The sequence below is a fragment of the Brevibacillus choshinensis genome, from assembly GCF_016811915.1.
In the GTDB taxonomy this organism is placed as follows: domain Bacteria; phylum Bacillota; class Bacilli; order Brevibacillales; family Brevibacillaceae; genus Brevibacillus; species Brevibacillus choshinensis_A.
Window position 1 is genome coordinate 5,741,038 of sequence record NZ_CP069127.1, and the last position, 14,597, is coordinate 5,755,634.

Consider the following 14,597-nt stretch of genomic DNA (forward strand, 5'->3'; position numbering starts at 1 on the left):
GTAATTTTACCCCCTGAATAATTTCTTATTCCGGTGCGCTGGTACTTTGTCCAGGTAGTCCAGCATCATTCCTGTTCCTTTAGCAACACACATCATAGGCTCGTCCGCAACCAGTACAGGGACCTTCAATTCGTCCGCCAGAATCTGGTCGATGCCATGCAACAATGCGCCGCCGCCGGTCAAGAAAACACCCTTATCAATTATATCGGCAGAAAGCTCCGGAGGTGTTCGTTCTAAAACGGATTTCGAGGCTTGTACAATCGCACTGACCGACTCGGCCAGGGCTTCTTGGACTTCATTCGAGCGAATGGTAATCGTCTGCGGCAGCCCGCTTACCATATCTCGACCGCGAATGTCCATTTCGTCCTGGCGTGAGTCGGAAACGGTCCCAATCTGAACTTTGATATCTTCAGCCGTGCGTTCCCCAATCAGCAACTTATATTTATTTTTTATGTACCGCATAATAGCCACATCAAATGTATCGCCTGCTATTTTGATGGAGGATGAAGTCACAATGTCACCCATCGACAGTACAGCCACATCGGTAGTACCTCCACCGATATCCACTACCATATTGCCCGACGGCTGAAAAATGTCCATTCCTGCCCCTACGGCAGCCACTTTCGGCTCTTCCTCAATGTAAACTTCTCTGGCGCCGCCGCTGCGTTCAGCCGCTTCACGAATTGCTTTCTGCTCAACAGAAGTAATGTTGGTCGGGCAGCAAATCAGGATACGCGGACGAGCAAACATGCTTTTGCCGCCAATTTTGGTCATAAAATGCTTCAGCATCGCTTCTGTAATTTCAAAATCCGCAATAACGCCCTCTCGCAAAGGTCGGATCGCTACTATGTTCCCTGGGGTGCGGCCCACCATTCGGCGAGCTTCGTTGCCCACAGCCAATACTTTTCTGGTTTTACTGTCAATAGCTACGACAGATGGTTCATCCAGGACAATCCCCTTGCCTTTTACAAAAACCAAGACATTGGCTGTCCCCAAGTCGATCCCGATATCTTTGCCAAACATGAAAGGTCCTCCCTGTTACCAGTTACATTTCTACCTAATATCATAGGCTCTTCTACGTAAGAGGACAAGGAAATTCTTTCTTACACACTCTCCTCCTGTTCTACTCGAACCTTTTTACTGCGTCGTTTGTACTTGATTTTCGTGGCTTCGCCTCCGCGCAAATGTCTGATGGCTTTGTGATATTCCAAAATTTCCTTTACTTGGTTTGCCAACTCTGGATTTATCTCAGGTAGCCGCTCAGTCAAGTCCTTGTGCACTGTACTTTTCGAAACACCGAACTCTTTGGCGATCATCCGGACCGTATTTCGCGTCTCCACAATATATCGGCCGATTTTGATGGTTCGCTCTTTGATGTAGTCGTGCACGTCACTCGCCTCCTTGTATCTACATTGTCTGATACAATATATGGGTGCGTAGGGACACATATTCTACGTTTCCAAGCCTGACAAGCCAGCACGGCCGCATCTTTTTTCAACAGTTTGTACCAAAATGAAAAAAACCCCTGCAAAAGTTGTTTTTTTGCAGGGGTTTTTGCGTGTGTTTTATTGATTTTTGACTTCCGTATCGCCTTGGATCAAATACTTTTCGGGATTGACCGATTTATCCTCGACACGAACTTCGAAGTGGAGATGGACGCCGGAATCCTTTTCGTATTCGTTACGTCCTGCCGAACCGATTACCTGGCCTTGCGTCACTGCATCGCCTGGTTTCACGACTACGTTTTCCAAGCTTTGATAAACCGTGACCATTTTGTCAGTGTGTTCGACTTCAATCACTTTGCCTACGAGTGGGTCATTTTCCACTTTGACGACTTTTCCGGCAAGTGCAGCGACGACATCAAAGCCTTTGCCGTCCGTGGATTTCAAATCAATACCGGTATGCGGGAAGAAGGAGTTGTTGTACTTCACCAGCGCTTTTTGCTGATTGTCTTTGGAGGCTTGCTCATCATAGAAGCTCATCCCCAGCTCGTACTGTACGCCTTTTCCAACTGGCCATGCCAACGGTTGCACTGTGCCTGCGACGGGAACTGCTTCTTCGCCTTGCGGTGGAGCCACCGGGGTCTCAGGAGTAGTCACTGCCACGCCATCCTTAGGATTGGTAAGATTGGATACCGTGTTCATGACGCTGCCCTGATACCACATCACAAAAGCGAGAATGATTGCTGCGGTCCCGATGTAGATTGCAGGAAAAGCCCACTTCTTGCCCATCACTTTTTTCCAAGTACTTGCCTTCTTGAATGGAATCGGTTGATTCTGATTTTTTTGATCTTCCATTGTTTTCATCACCTCATCCCTCAGTATCGCCAGAATTTCGGCGTATAAACCTGAGAGAAGAGGGAAAAGTAAAAATTTGCAGAGGCGTAACTAAACAGGGATAATCTTCGTAAAATTTTGCAGGGAGATGCCTTGGTAAAAGTACTTCACGATCTGCTCAGCGTTTTTCCCGCTTTTCGCCATGCCGTTTGCTCCCCATTGGCTCATGCCGACCCCATGTCCGTATCCTTTGGTCGTAATGAACACCTGGTTTCCGCGCAGCTCCATCGTAAAGGAGGAGGAGTTCAGATTCAGCTTTTCACGGAATTCCCGTCCGGTAAACTCCTTGCCTCCGATGCTGATTTTGCCGACTCGATTTCCCGTCGTCTTGGATTCAATCTGAAACCAGGATCCATTTGTGGATGCCTCTTGGGCCAGCCTGACCCCCAGGCTCTTTTCGAGCTGGGCCGTCGTCATCGTTACCGTCTCTTCATACCGAGGCGACTGAATATCCCATGGGCTTGGCACGCTTTTCAAGTAAGGGATGGGTTTTTCCCAGTACTCCCCGGAATTTTCCGTAAAGCCATTGCTCGTGGAAAAGAACGTAGCATCAATCGGCTTCCCGTCGTACGTTAGCACGATACCGGCTGTCGCCCGCACTGCCTGAAGGATACGCTGGTTTTTCCACTCGTACTGATCCTTCCACCGTTCGCGGCGCTGGCTATCATCCATGTATACCTGATGCTGCACGGTATCCAGGACTTGGGCCCCCTGTGGAACATCGTCCAGCTTGCTCTCGCTCAGCCTGCGAACGATATACGTTCTGGCCGCCATCGCCTGAGCCTTGAGTGCTTCCAGCTCAAACTCGGCTGGCATCTCGGCTGCTACGACTCCCACAATGTACGTTTCAAGCGGCATCGTTTCCACCACTTTTTTCTCTGTGCGATACACTTTCACATCGAGCGGCGGACCGGGATCGGGAAGGTTGTCCGGAACTGACACGGCGACATTTGCCGGCCCTGCAGAGGGAGCATTGGGAGCAAACCAGTAGACCAGCGTTGCTGGGATGGCGACGAGCAAGATCGGCAAAGCGATGAACCACATGAGTAGGTAACGTTTCATGCGACAGATCCTCCTCGTTTGGTAGCTAGACACTTTTATGTCTATGTCCTGTCCCGAGGCGATAGAACGCGAGAATGAGAGAGAAGCGAGAGTATGCAAAAAAGACCCTCTGCTTTCACAGAGAGTCTCGCTTTTGCCATCTATTTGACACGTTCATCATGCAAAATTAGGAGAGAAGCTTACCTTCACGGTTTCCGTAACAGCAGCTTCACGCGACTTGGTACTGGGAACATAGCGTTCGACGTCCGCTCCCAAAGCCTGCAGCTTTTCCGTAAAGTTGACGTAGCCGCGATCGATATGGTGAAGCGCAGAGACTTCTGTCTCACCTTCCGACACCAGACCTGCCAAAACGAGTGCAGCACCGGCGCGCAAGTCCGTAGCCGCAACCTTGCTGCCAGTCAGCTTGGAGCCGCCCTCTACGATCGCACTGCGTCCCTCGATTTTGATATTCGCATTCATGCGGCGGAATTCTTCCACATGCATAAAGCGATTTTCAAAAACGGTCTCGGTGACGATGCTGGTGCCTTCGGACACGAGCAGAAGCGCCATCATCTGCGACTGCATGTCTGTCGGGAATCCCGGGTACGGCAAGGTTTTCAGGTCAACAGCTTTCAGTGGGCCTGTCCGGCGAACACGAATTCCATTTTCCTGTTCATCCACGTCTACGCCCATTTCGCGCAGCTTGGCGGTCACAGATTTCAGGTGATCGCAAATCGCGCCTTCTACAAAGACATCTCCGCCAGTAATCGCCGCAGCCACCATAAAGGTCCCCGCTTCAATCCGGTCCGGAATGACGCAATGCGTGCAGCCCGTCATTTTGTCTACACCTTCAATGCGAATCGAGCCTGTCCCGGCACCGCGAATTTTTGCCCCCATCCGGTTGAGGAAGTTTGCCAAATCGACGATCTCCGGTTCTTCTGCTGCATTCTCAATCACGGTGGTTCCCTCTGCCAAAGCAGCGGCCATCATGATATTTTCCGTTGCACCTACACTAGCGATATCGAGGTAGATTTTCGCACCTTTCAATCGACCTTCCACACTTGCTTCAATGAATCCTTGTCCGATCTCGATTTTTGCTCCCATAGCCTCAAACCCTTTGAGGTGCTGATCAATCGGGCGTGTACCAATGGCACATCCACCCGGAAGAGCGACTCGAGCACGTCCTTTTCTAGCCAAGAGCGGTCCCATTACCAAGAAGGATGCGCGCATCTTGCGGACGAGTTCATAGGATGCTTCCACGCTGGTCAGCTGGCTAGCATTTACAGTCAACACTTCATGATCATATGTAAGGGAGATTCCCATCGATTTCAAAAGGTCGCATATTGTCCTGACATCGTCGAGAGCCGGCACATCTGAGATGACGCATGTCCCTTCTTCGGCCAGGATAGATGCTGCAATAATAGGGAGCACGGCATTTTTGGCGCCAGAGACTTTCACATTCCCCGCCAATGCCTTACCACCGCGGACAATAATTTTATCCAATGTGTACCCCTCCGCGTGCTAATATTCCACTGTGATGATCGGTGTTCCTACGGTGATCCACGTTCCCTCAGATTCACTGTCACGATGGGTTGCCACCTGTAGATTCATCTTTTGTCCGTTTAACGCGATGAATGGCTTCCACTTATGGGTATACCCAGAAATGCTAACAACCGAAACATCCTGTAAACGTTCAAGCTCTGATGCTTGGAGAGTCTGAAAAATCGACAAAATTTTACCCTCCTGTTGGTCAACACCCATCTTAACATTGTACATTCCGCGAATACAAGTGCTAATTTGCGGAATAAAGTCGGCTTTTTTCAGGGCATTCGCGAACGTTTCCTGTATCTGTTCAATATATAGTAGAGATTGTCGGCTTCCAGTCAACTGCAGTACTAAATATGTGTCAAAAGAACCATTTTTGGGAACGGCTGACACTTCATAGCGCAACTGAACGCCATCTTGTCTGGTTTCGGTCTGATACGAGATCATCTGATTTTTCCGCGAGAGTTCTACTTGGGAAAAAGGAATCTCTAGCTGTTCTGCCCATCGTTTCGCCAACTCTTTGACTTCCTCCGTGCTCTGCAGCTTTCCCATCTCGGCACGTGCACGCACCTGAACGGTTTTCGCTGTGGCTCCAGAGTCCTCCAAAACACTCACCAGCTGTGAGGCGACCGGCTTTCCTTCTGTGGCTTGGGCCGGCATCCAGTAGATGGCCAAAGCCATCACCGCGAGCGCCAGCATCAACCAACCTGACCATTTCCCCATGTATATCCCTCTCCTTCAACCCACATGCATCTCTTTGTACTTCTCATTTTGCACATGAAACTGGGTGGATATACCAGTAGATCCTGCGGAAGTTTGGGCAATTAGGAGAACATGTTTCCGAATGTGAGCGACCAGCCCAAATAATCAAGGAAGAAGCGGGAAATCTCATACCCTATCACGATGGACAGAAAAATCTGCAGCAGCTTGGCTTGGGCACCATTCGGGTGTTTCAGGATCTTATCAAAGCGAAATGACTGCAGGGCCCACCAGCTGAGGCCGATGAACACGATCGTTAAAATAATACTGACAAAGCCGTAGATTTCTTGCGGCACACTTATTTCCTCCTCTGTTCTCCTGTAAAAAAAAACAGGGACAGCCCGTCAATCAGGCTATCCCTCTATTGTACATGAATGGCTACTGTGTTTCGAGTTTATTGAAAGGTCGGAGGTAGCATATTTCCGAAATCAAACGACGGATTGAAATGCGCCTGGACGTAATCGGTCACCAGTCCCGGGAAAGCCCCAAAGAAGACGGTCGCGACTGCCATGATGAGGACAAAGGTCCAGATTCCTTTCGGTACATACATCGGTGCCTCGCTCGCCCCCGGACGCATGTACATTTGTCGAATGATCCCGAAATAGTAGTAGTACGAAATGACGCTGGTGATGATCATCACCGCAGACAACCAGTAGTTTTCCTGCGCCAGGGAACCCATGAACAGATAGAACTTCCCGAAAAACCCTGCGGTAATCGGAATTCCCGCCAAGGAAAGCAGGAAAATGCTCATGGCGATGGCGAGCAGCGGCGATCGGTGATACAAGCCTGCAAAGCCTTTTAGATCTTCCGTCCCTTGCTCACGCGTGACCACCATAATCACGGCAAAAGCCCCAAAGCTGACGAGCAGATAACCGAACAGATAGAAGATCACTTCACTGAAAAAGAGGGTCGTCGGCGGAACGAACGGGACAAGCAGATACCCCGCTTGGGCAATTCCGGAGAAGGCCATCATTCGCTTGATATTCGTCTGCCTGAGCGCCATCGTGTTACCGATGATCATCGAAGCCGCTGCCATGATACCGAGATACAGACTCCCCTGATCAAAGAAGAACCGGCTGGAGCCGTCCGTGACATTGAAGAACGAAATCAGCAGAAGACGGAACAGCAGTGCAAATCCCGCCGCTTTTGACACGACTGCCAGAAAAGCCGTGACCGGAGTCGGAGCCCCTTGGTAAACATCCGGCGCCCACATATGGTTGGGAGCAGCCGAAATTTTAAAGGCGAGTCCGACAGCCAGAAAGGCAAAGGCGATGTACACGAGGAACTGATAACCCGCCATGCTCACTTCTGCCAATCGCGTCGATATCTCATACACATGCGTCGTGCCTGTCAAGCCGTAGACGTACGACATCCCGAACAACGTAACAGCCGTGGCAATGCTGCCGGAGACGACGTACTTAAACGCCGATTCGTTGGAATGGAGCGACTTTTTCCGCAACCCTACCAGAACATAGGAAGAAAGGGACAACAGCTCCAACCCGACGAACAACGTGATCAGATCGGCGGAGGATGCCATGACCATCGCACCCAGCAGACCCGTCAAGAGCAGATAGTAATATTCACCCGTGTGCTCTACTTCTCTCTGCTTCAGATACGACAGAGACATCAACAGGGTGAAGGCCGTTCCCCCCAGGAAAAGCAGCTTGAAAGCATTGCCGTAATTGTCGATGCGGATCATGTCCGTCATGTAGCTGTAGGGCTTATCGAGCGTGCCTACATTGACGAACACAAAGACCGCAGCCAGTACGACTCCGAGCAGCGACAGCCACCCGATCACTTGCTTGCCGAGTCTTTTTCCCGCAAACAGGTCCAAAAGCGACAAGGCCGTGGCAAAACCTAAAATGATAAATTCGGGCAGAAGGTAACTCCAGTCATACGAGAAGATATCTTTAACGTCCATGGATTTACCCTCCTATTCCCGTGACAATGGGTACGATGGATTTCAGTGCTTGCTGCATCGGATTTCCCAGAACCGCAGGATAAACCCCGATCAGGATAATGAAGCCCAAGAGGACCACCATCGGAATGACTTCCATCGGCTGCGCGTCTGCAAGGCTGTTGAACCGGGCAGGCGTCGGGCCAAAGGTCGTGCGCAGGATCGCCCGAAGCAAATAGACGGCAGTCAGTACAATGCCCAGTGCCCCTACTGCCGCAAGAGCTGGCATGCGCCCGAACAGACCGAGGAAGGCAAAGAATTCACTGATGAACCCTGACATTCCTGGCAGCCCCAAAGAGGCCATCGCCCCTGCCAGCAGGATTCCGCTGACGAAAGGCATCGATTTGGCGAGCCCTCCCAAATCGTCGATCATGGAAGTCTGCGTCCGGTCCCAAATCACGCCGATCAAGAAGAATAGCAGCGCCGAGATAAAGCCGTGAGACACTACCTGGAACATCGCTCCCTGAAAGCCGATACTATTCATCGAAGCAAAGCCGAGCAGGACGATCCCCATATGGCTGATACTCGAGTATGCCAGCACCATTTTCAGATCCTTTTGGACGAAAGCCAGTACGGCTCCATACAGGACATTGATGATCCCCAATACTGCGAGCCAAGTGGAAAACTGGTAGGCTTGCTCCGGGAAAAACCCAATGCCCATCCGCAGCAATCCGTACGCGCCCATTTTCAACAAAATCCCCGAGTGAATCATGACGATCGACGGGGGCGCTTGCACGTGTACCTTCAGCATCCACGTATGGAACGGAAAAACGGGCAGCTTGATCGCGAATGCGATGAAAAGCGCCAGGAACAATCCATAGCGGAATGCGGGGGTCAGCGCCCCAGCAGCCGGATGCTCCGGTGTGGACAAGATCGTTGTAATTTGATCAATATTCATCGTACGCATCATGATAAAGATGACGATAAACGCGAGAAGCATGATGCCCGAACCGATTCCGTTGTACAACAAGAACTTGTTCGCGGCGTGTTCACGTTCCCCATAGCCCCAGATCCCTATGAGGAAGAACATAGGCACCAGAGTCATTTCAAAGAAAATGAAGAAGAGAAACAGGTTGTCAGCGGCAAAGACGCCCAGCATCCCGATCAGCAAGATATGAAACAGGATGAAATACTCTTTCAATCTCTTTTTGACTTGCCAGGAGGCTACTGCTGCCATCATCCCGATGATGGCCGTCAACAGGATCAGCGGCATCGATATCCCATCGACGCCCAGCTCATAATTGATGTCAAACGTAAAGACTGCCCCTGTCTGTGCCAAGCCGATCGGAATCGAAATCCAATCGTGCCTTTCCACAAACTGCAGATTGGTCGTGTCGTAATTGAAACTTCCGAACATCCACAAGGACAGGATCAGCGGGAGCACCGTACCGTATATCCCGATCTGCTTGATGACCCCGCCTTGATGATTAGGCACAAACGCCAAAATCACAATCGCCAGCAACGGTGAGAACACGAGTGACGACAACAGGATATTAGTGACCGAATCCAAAGAGCCCACCTCCTTGCGCCGTCAAGCTGATCGCGACAATCAAGAGCAGCAGCCCAAACAGCACCACCGCAGCGTAGGACTGCATCTGTCCGCTCTGCGCTCTCGCATGCAAGGAACTGATCCCCTGCGTGATCTTTGCCGTCAGGCCGACCAGCCCATCCACGATATACTTGTCAAAGCCGTTTAGGATGAACCCGAGCCACCCCAATGGCCTTACGATCACGTAGTGGTACAGCTCATCGATGTAGTACTTCCGGTAAGACAACCGGTAGAGCCATGGCAATGTCTCTGGAATCGCATCCGACGGAATGGACTTCCTTCCGTACATCAGGTATGCGAGGACAATCCCCAAAATGGAAATCGCGAGCGCCAACACTTGGAGCCATGTCGCTGCATGCTCCGAGCCTTCCCCAAACACACTGGCAATAGCGGCACCCGTGTTGGAATCGAGCAGCCATTCAGACAGCATCGGTGCGTACGGCGTATTGATAAACCCTGCAATGATCGCCAGCACAGCCAAAATGAGCAGAGGGCCTGTCATCACAGACGGCGATTCATGTGCCTCGTGCTTGCCTCTCGCCTCCCCGGTAAATGTCAGGAAGTAGAGTCGGAACATGTAGAATGCGGTAAAGAATGCAGCCACCAGAGCAAGCACCAGCAAATCGTAGCGGTGCGCTCCATATACGGCCCCCAGGATGGCTTCTTTGGACCAAAAACCAGCGAACGGGAAGATCCCCGCGATCGCCAGACAGCCAATCAGGAAAGTCAGCGCTGTGATCGGCATCTTCTTCCACAACCCACCCATTTCAAACACATCCTGCGTATGTACAGCATGGATGACACTCCCTGCTCCCAGGAACAGAAGTGCTTTGAAAAAAGCGTGAGTCATCAAATGGAAGGAACCAGCGACATAGCCTGCAGCACCGGCTACACCCAAGGCCAGCATCATGTACCCGAGCTGACTCACAGTCGAATACGCGAGCACCCGCTTGATATCTCTTTGCGTCAAGCCGATAGAGGCAGCGAAAATCGCGGTAAACCCGCCCACATAAGCCACAACGGTCAGCGCCGTCTCCGAAGCGATAAACACCGGATATGTCGCAGCCACCAGATACACACCTGCCGCAACCATCGTCGCCGCGTGGATCAGAGCAGATACGGGAGTCGGGCCTTCCATGGCGTCAGGCAGCCATGTATGGAGCGGGAATTGGCCCGATTTCCCTACAGCCCCCACAAAGATGAGGATCGCTGCTGTCGTAATCATCCAAGGCTCCAGCCTGCCTAGTGCCACACTTTCAAAAATTTGCTCGTAGTCAAAGCTGCCGGTCCACCAGAACAACAGGCAGATCCCGATAAACAGCCCAAGGTCGCCAACGCGTGTGACGATGAAAGCCTTTTTCGCTGCAGCCTTTGCTTCCGGCTTGAAGAAGTAGTACCCCACCAACAGGAACGAGCAGACACCCACCAGCTCCCAGAAAATGTACACTTGAAGGAGGTTTGGCGAGATCACCAATCCCAGCATGGAAAAGGTGAACAGCGCGAGGTACTGATAAAACACAGGAAAGCGTTCATCCCCATGCATGTAGCCTTTGGAGTAAATCTGAACCAACAGGCTGACCAAAGTCACAATCACCAGCATCATGGCATTGAGCTGATTGACTTCGAAGCCCATATTAATCACGATGTCTCCCACCTGGAGCCAATCGACGACAAACTTGTAATCAGCCGCTCCCCCATGGAATCTCTCCCAGAAGGTGAGCGCCGCTATCCCAAACGAAACTGCCGTCAGCACAATGCCGACCAGAGAAGCTCCTTCTTTCAACTGGCGACCAAACGAGACGATCACGATGAAAGCAAGAAGCGGAAACAGAGGGATGAGCCAGGCGTAGTGCAGAAGAGTATCCATCTTTGTCCTCCTTATCAGGTTTCCATCTTATCGTTTCATTTGATCCATCTCGTCCACATTGACTGTCGCTTTGTTGCGGTAGAGGGCAATCAAGATGGCCAATCCCAGCGCCACTTCAGCAGCTGCAACCGTCATGGAAAACAGGGTGAAGATTTGTCCGGATACAGACGGGTACAAGCCGTATTTGGAGAATGCGACCAAATTGATATTCACCGCATTCATCATGAGCTCGATTGAAAGCAAAACAACGACTGCATTGCGCTTGGTCAAGGCACCGTACAGACCTACACAAAAGAGAATCAACGCGACCAGCAGATAGGAGGTAATGCTTACTGTCATTCGTTATCCTCCTCCTTTTTTGCCATGATGATCGACCCGATCAATGCAACCAGCAGCAATACGGATACCAGCTCGAACGGAATCACGTATTCGGTGAATACCGCAAGCCCGATCTCTTTCGCATTGCTCACGTCTGATGCTACTGGAGCAGGCGAAGCTGGCCATGGCGTGTTTTGAATTCCCCAGAACAAGAGCGCGAAAATAACCGCTACGAACAAAAGGATGAAGCGGTTTTTCCACTTGCGCCCTGTGCCCTCATCATTCGCATCGTGCTTGGTCAGCATGATTCCGAACAGCATCAGGATGGAGATGGCCCCGGAGTATACGAGCACCTGCGAGACTCCGACGAAATCAGCCCCCACCAGAACGAACAGTCCGGCAATGCTGATGAAGGTAATCCCCAGCGAAATGACCATGTGGACCACACGGGTAAAGCTGATCATGAAGACGGCTCCACCGATCGTCATGAGAGAGAGGATAAAAAAGGCTACGAATTGGCCTGTCATCGCTAATTCTCCTCCCTGACGTTGGTATTGTTGTCATCCAGCCATTTCAGGTTTTTATACAATTCATCCCGGCTGTACGTCGCCAGCTCAAAGTTGTTCGTCATGACGATGGCTTCTGTCGGACAAACCTCTGTGCACAGATCGCAAAGGATACAGATCTCAAAGTTGATATCGTAGGTGTCGATGATTTTCCCCTTTTTGTCCGGATCTGGATGGGGCTTGCCAGTCAGCTGAATGCACTCCGTCGGACAGACGCGTGCGCACTGGTTGCAGACGATGCATTTTTCCGGAGAAAAGTGCTGTATGCCCCGAAAACGCGGCGGCATAGGAAACGGTACATCCGGATAAAAATGCGTTATTTTCTTTTCAGTCAGTTTTTTAAACGTATATCCCAGGCCTTTGGCCAGTCCTAGCATGTATGTCACCCCTCAGATTTGAGAACTTCGCTGCGCCAAGGCTTTGGCGAGCCTATGCTATGAAACACGGGATGTGTTGTCTTCCACCCGATGCCGCTACCGTGTGGCATGGAGCTTTTCGATTTTATAGCGAGCCATTCTGGTAAGAGATGACTACTGCTGTGAGCAGGATGTTAAACAGCGCCACGGGCAGCAGTACTTTCCAGGCAAACGACATCAGCTGGTCGACACGCATGCGCGGCATTGTAGCGCGCAGCCAGAACTGAAGGAAGACGTAGAGCGAGAATTTCAGGATGAACCAGATAATTCCCGGAATGAAGCTGAGAGCCGGGTGAATCGGCAGCCATCCGCCCAGGAACAGAATGGTAATCAACGTCCCCATTCCAAACATATACACGTACTCGGCGAGCATGAACATGGCAAAGCGGAAACCGGAGTACTCCACGTGATAACCTGCAACCAGCTCGGACTCTGCTTCCGGCAGGTCGAACGGCGTACGATTCAGCTCAGCCTGTGCAGCAACGATAAATACGACAAATCCGATAAACTGCGGAACGATATTCCAGACATCCCGCTGTGCCTCGACGATTTCTCTGAGATTCATGCTGCCCGTGATTAGAACGATTCCCACTACGGACATGACCAGCGGTACTTCATAGCTGATCATCTGCGCAGCGGAGCGGAGACCCCCGATCAGCGAATACTTGTTGTTGGAAGCCCAACCTGCTGTAATGACGCCCAGGACCGTAATCCCGGATAGAGCGATATAGTACAAAAGGCCAATGCCGAGGTCAGCAAACTGAATGCTTTCCGTAAAAGGCATCACTGCCAATACGGCAAAGGCTGGCGCGTACGCTAAAATCGGCGCTAACGTAAACAAGGCTTTGTCAGCGTGCTGAGGCCTCGTATCCTCTTTGAGCAGAAGCTTGGTAACGTCGGCGACCGTTTGCAAAAGCCCCAGGGGACCTACTCTGTTTGGCCCGATCCGCAATTGCATCCAACCGATGACTTTCCGCTCAAAATAAATGGCGTAGGTCACAAAACCCAGCAGCACGGCGAGCAGTACGACAGCCGCCAGGATAAACCAAAAGGTGGTTCCCCATGAAGGTGCTTGCTGCAAGAGTGCACTCATTAACAGTCAACCTCCCCGAGCACGATGTCGATACTGCCCAGGATGGCGATCATGTTGGCGAGGCTTTCACCCTCCAGCAGCTTGGGCAGGATTTGCAAATTGGTAAATGAAGGACGTCTAAATTTCAGCCTCCACGGCTTATCCTTGCCCTGGCTGGCGATGTAGCAGCCAATTTCTCCTCGAGGGGATTCGATGCGCACGTACGTTTCACCTGCCGGCGGACGGATGACGCGCGGTACTTTTCCGATGATTTCTCCCTCACTTGGAAACTGGTCGAGCGCCTGCTCAAGGATGCGCAGCGATTGCTCGATTTCTGCCATTCGCAAATGGTAGCGCGCCTTGCAATCTCCTTCAGTCGCGGTAGGTACGTCAAATTCAAAGCGATCGTAAATGCAGTACGGTTCGTCCTTGCGAAGGTCCCATTTGATACCGGTCGAACGGAGCATGACTCCTGAGAGCGAATAATCCAAGGCGGTTTTGGAATCAAACTTCCCGATTCCTTTGATCCGGCTGATGAAGATTTCGTTTCCGGTCACGAGCTGGTGGTAACTGGGGAGCTCGGCCTTCATGTATTGCACAAATTCCTTTGCCTTTTCGATCCATCCCGGAGGGGCGTCCCATTTGACTCCACCTACCCGCATGTAGTTAAAGGTCATACGTGCTCCACAGAGCTCATTGAACAGGTCCAAAATCATTTCCCGATCGCGGAACGCATACAGGAACGGTCCCATGGCCCCGATGTCGAGCAAGTAGGTTCCCCACCAGACCAAATGACTGGCTACGCGGTTCAGCTCCATCGCAATCAGTCGCAGAAACTGTGCGCGTTCCGGGATTTCGAGGCCCATCATCGTCTCGACCGCATGACAGAGAACGTAGTTGTTGGTCATCGCCGACACGTAGTCCATCCGGTCCGTATACGGAATGATTTGGGTATAGGTCAAGTTCTCCGCCAGCTTCTCCGTGCCGCGATGCAGGTATCCCATAACTGGAATCGCTTCCCGGATCGTTTCACCGTCAATCTTGACTACCAGGCGAAATACACCATGCGTACTAGGATGCTGGGGTCCTACGTTCAACAACATCTCTTCCGTGCGAATGCCTGTATCCGGAGAGGTCTCGACAGCTGTCGTGAGGATGTTCTGGTTCATGG

15 protein-coding genes are annotated in these 14,597 nt (G+C 51.4%); all 15 read right to left on the reverse strand.

Features of this window, described 5'->3' with window-relative positions:
- Nucleotides 1-6: 6 nt before the first annotated feature.
- Nucleotides 7-1,023, reverse strand: a complete 1,017-nt coding sequence (locus JNE38_RS28625; RefSeq protein WP_203354412.1) for a rod shape-determining protein — start codon at nucleotides 1,021-1,023, stop codon at nucleotides 7-9.
- Nucleotides 1,024-1,103: 80 nt separating this feature from the next.
- Nucleotides 1,104-1,388 carry a sporulation transcriptional regulator SpoIIID gene (gene spoIIID, locus JNE38_RS28630; protein ID WP_003388385.1) on the reverse strand — a complete coding sequence of 95 codons (285 nt, stop codon included), beginning with the start codon at nucleotides 1,386-1,388 and terminating at the stop codon, nucleotides 1,104-1,106.
- 177 nt (nucleotides 1,389-1,565) lie between these two features.
- Nucleotides 1,566-2,297 (reverse strand): M23 family metallopeptidase, encoded by a 732-nt coding sequence (locus JNE38_RS28635; RefSeq protein WP_203354413.1) that lies wholly within the window; start codon nucleotides 2,295-2,297, stop codon nucleotides 1,566-1,568.
- Between the two features lie 90 nt (nucleotides 2,298-2,387).
- Nucleotides 2,388-3,398, reverse strand: coding sequence for a stage II sporulation protein D (spoIID, locus tag JNE38_RS28640; protein ID WP_203354414.1), 1,011 nt, complete (start codon nucleotides 3,396-3,398; stop codon nucleotides 2,388-2,390).
- Nucleotides 3,399-3,554: 156 nt separating this feature from the next.
- Nucleotides 3,555-4,880, reverse strand: a complete 1,326-nt coding sequence (gene murA / locus JNE38_RS28645) for a UDP-N-acetylglucosamine 1-carboxyvinyltransferase (RefSeq protein ID WP_203354415.1) — start codon at nucleotides 4,878-4,880, stop codon at nucleotides 3,555-3,557.
- 18 nt (nucleotides 4,881-4,898) lie between these two features.
- The gene (locus JNE38_RS28650; RefSeq protein ID WP_203354416.1) at nucleotides 4,899-5,645 is read right to left on the reverse strand and encodes a YwmB family TATA-box binding protein; all 747 of its coding nucleotides are present in this window, start codon (nucleotides 5,643-5,645) and stop codon (nucleotides 4,899-4,901) included.
- 101 nt (nucleotides 5,646-5,746) lie between these two features.
- Complete coding sequence (locus JNE38_RS28655; protein WP_203354417.1) at nucleotides 5,747-5,977, reverse strand: DUF1146 family protein; 231 nt, start codon at nucleotides 5,975-5,977, stop codon at nucleotides 5,747-5,749.
- Between the two features lie 98 nt (nucleotides 5,978-6,075).
- The gene (gene nuoN, locus JNE38_RS28660) at nucleotides 6,076-7,602 is read right to left on the reverse strand and encodes an NADH-quinone oxidoreductase subunit NuoN (RefSeq protein WP_203354418.1); all 1,527 of its coding nucleotides are present in this window, start codon (nucleotides 7,600-7,602) and stop codon (nucleotides 6,076-6,078) included.
- A 4-nt stretch (nucleotides 7,603-7,606) separates the two neighbouring features.
- A complete protein-coding gene (locus JNE38_RS28665; protein WP_203354419.1) occupies nucleotides 7,607-9,148 on the reverse strand; it encodes a complex I subunit 4 family protein in 1,542 nt (513 codons plus the stop codon).
- Nucleotides 9,132-11,054: an NADH-quinone oxidoreductase subunit L gene (gene nuoL, locus JNE38_RS28670; RefSeq protein WP_203354420.1), complete on the reverse strand. Its 1,923-nt coding sequence runs from the start codon at nucleotides 11,052-11,054 to the stop codon at nucleotides 9,132-9,134. The genes JNE38_RS28665 and nuoL overlap by 17 nt, the downstream gene beginning before the upstream one ends.
- 27 nt (nucleotides 11,055-11,081) lie before the next feature.
- Complete coding sequence (gene nuoK, locus JNE38_RS28675; RefSeq protein WP_203354421.1) at nucleotides 11,082-11,393, reverse strand: NADH-quinone oxidoreductase subunit NuoK; 312 nt, start codon at nucleotides 11,391-11,393, stop codon at nucleotides 11,082-11,084.
- The gene (locus tag JNE38_RS28680) at nucleotides 11,390-11,899 is read right to left on the reverse strand and encodes an NADH-quinone oxidoreductase subunit J (RefSeq protein WP_203354422.1); all 510 of its coding nucleotides are present in this window, start codon (nucleotides 11,897-11,899) and stop codon (nucleotides 11,390-11,392) included. Before JNE38_RS28680 ends, nuoK begins: the two co-directional genes overlap by 4 nt.
- A gap of 2 nt (nucleotides 11,900-11,901) precedes the next feature.
- A complete protein-coding gene (gene nuoI, locus JNE38_RS28685) occupies nucleotides 11,902-12,315 on the reverse strand; it encodes an NADH-quinone oxidoreductase subunit NuoI (protein WP_203354423.1) in 414 nt (137 codons plus the stop codon).
- A gap of 124 nt (nucleotides 12,316-12,439) precedes the next feature.
- Nucleotides 12,440-13,447 (reverse strand): NADH-quinone oxidoreductase subunit NuoH, encoded by a 1,008-nt coding sequence (nuoH, locus tag JNE38_RS28690; protein WP_203354424.1) that lies wholly within the window; start codon nucleotides 13,445-13,447, stop codon nucleotides 12,440-12,442.
- Nucleotides 13,447-14,595: an NADH-quinone oxidoreductase subunit D gene (locus JNE38_RS28695; protein WP_203354425.1), complete on the reverse strand. Its 1,149-nt coding sequence runs from the start codon at nucleotides 14,593-14,595 to the stop codon at nucleotides 13,447-13,449. The genes nuoH and JNE38_RS28695 overlap by 1 nt, the downstream gene beginning before the upstream one ends.
- Nucleotides 14,596-14,597 lie beyond the last annotated feature (2 nt).

Excerpts from the sequence above, each read along its gene's own strand:
- nuoL (WP_203354420.1), bottom strand. The coding sequence starts at position 11,054 with ATGGATACTCTTCTGCACTACGCCTGGCTCATCCCTCTGTTTCCGCTT.
- JNE38_RS28695 (WP_203354425.1), bottom strand. The coding sequence starts at position 14,595 with ATGAACCAGAACATCCTCACGACAGCTGTCGAGACCTCTCCGGATACA.
- JNE38_RS28680 (WP_203354422.1), bottom strand. The coding sequence starts at position 11,899 with ATGACAGGCCAATTCGTAGCCTTTTTTATCCTCTCTCTCATGACGATC.
- nuoH (WP_203354424.1), bottom strand. The coding sequence starts at position 13,447 with ATGAGTGCACTCTTGCAGCAAGCACCTTCATGGGGAACCACCTTTTGG.
- nuoN (WP_203354418.1), bottom strand. The coding sequence starts at position 7,602 with ATGGACGTTAAAGATATCTTCTCGTATGACTGGAGTTACCTTCTGCCC.
- JNE38_RS28635 (WP_203354413.1), bottom strand. The coding sequence starts at position 2,297 with ATGGAAGATCAAAAAAATCAGAATCAACCGATTCCATTCAAGAAGGCA.
- JNE38_RS28625 (WP_203354412.1), bottom strand. The coding sequence starts at position 1,023 with ATGTTTGGCAAAGATATCGGGATCGACTTGGGGACAGCCAATGTCTTG.
- nuoK (WP_203354421.1), bottom strand. The coding sequence starts at position 11,393 with ATGACAGTAAGCATTACCTCCTATCTGCTGGTCGCGTTGATTCTCTTT.
- JNE38_RS28650 (WP_203354416.1), bottom strand. The coding sequence starts at position 5,645 with ATGGGGAAATGGTCAGGTTGGTTGATGCTGGCGCTCGCGGTGATGGCT.
- spoIID (WP_203354414.1), bottom strand. The coding sequence starts at position 3,398 with ATGAAACGTTACCTACTCATGTGGTTCATCGCTTTGCCGATCTTGCTC.
- nuoI (WP_203354423.1), bottom strand. The coding sequence starts at position 12,315 with ATGCTAGGACTGGCCAAAGGCCTGGGATATACGTTTAAAAAACTGACT.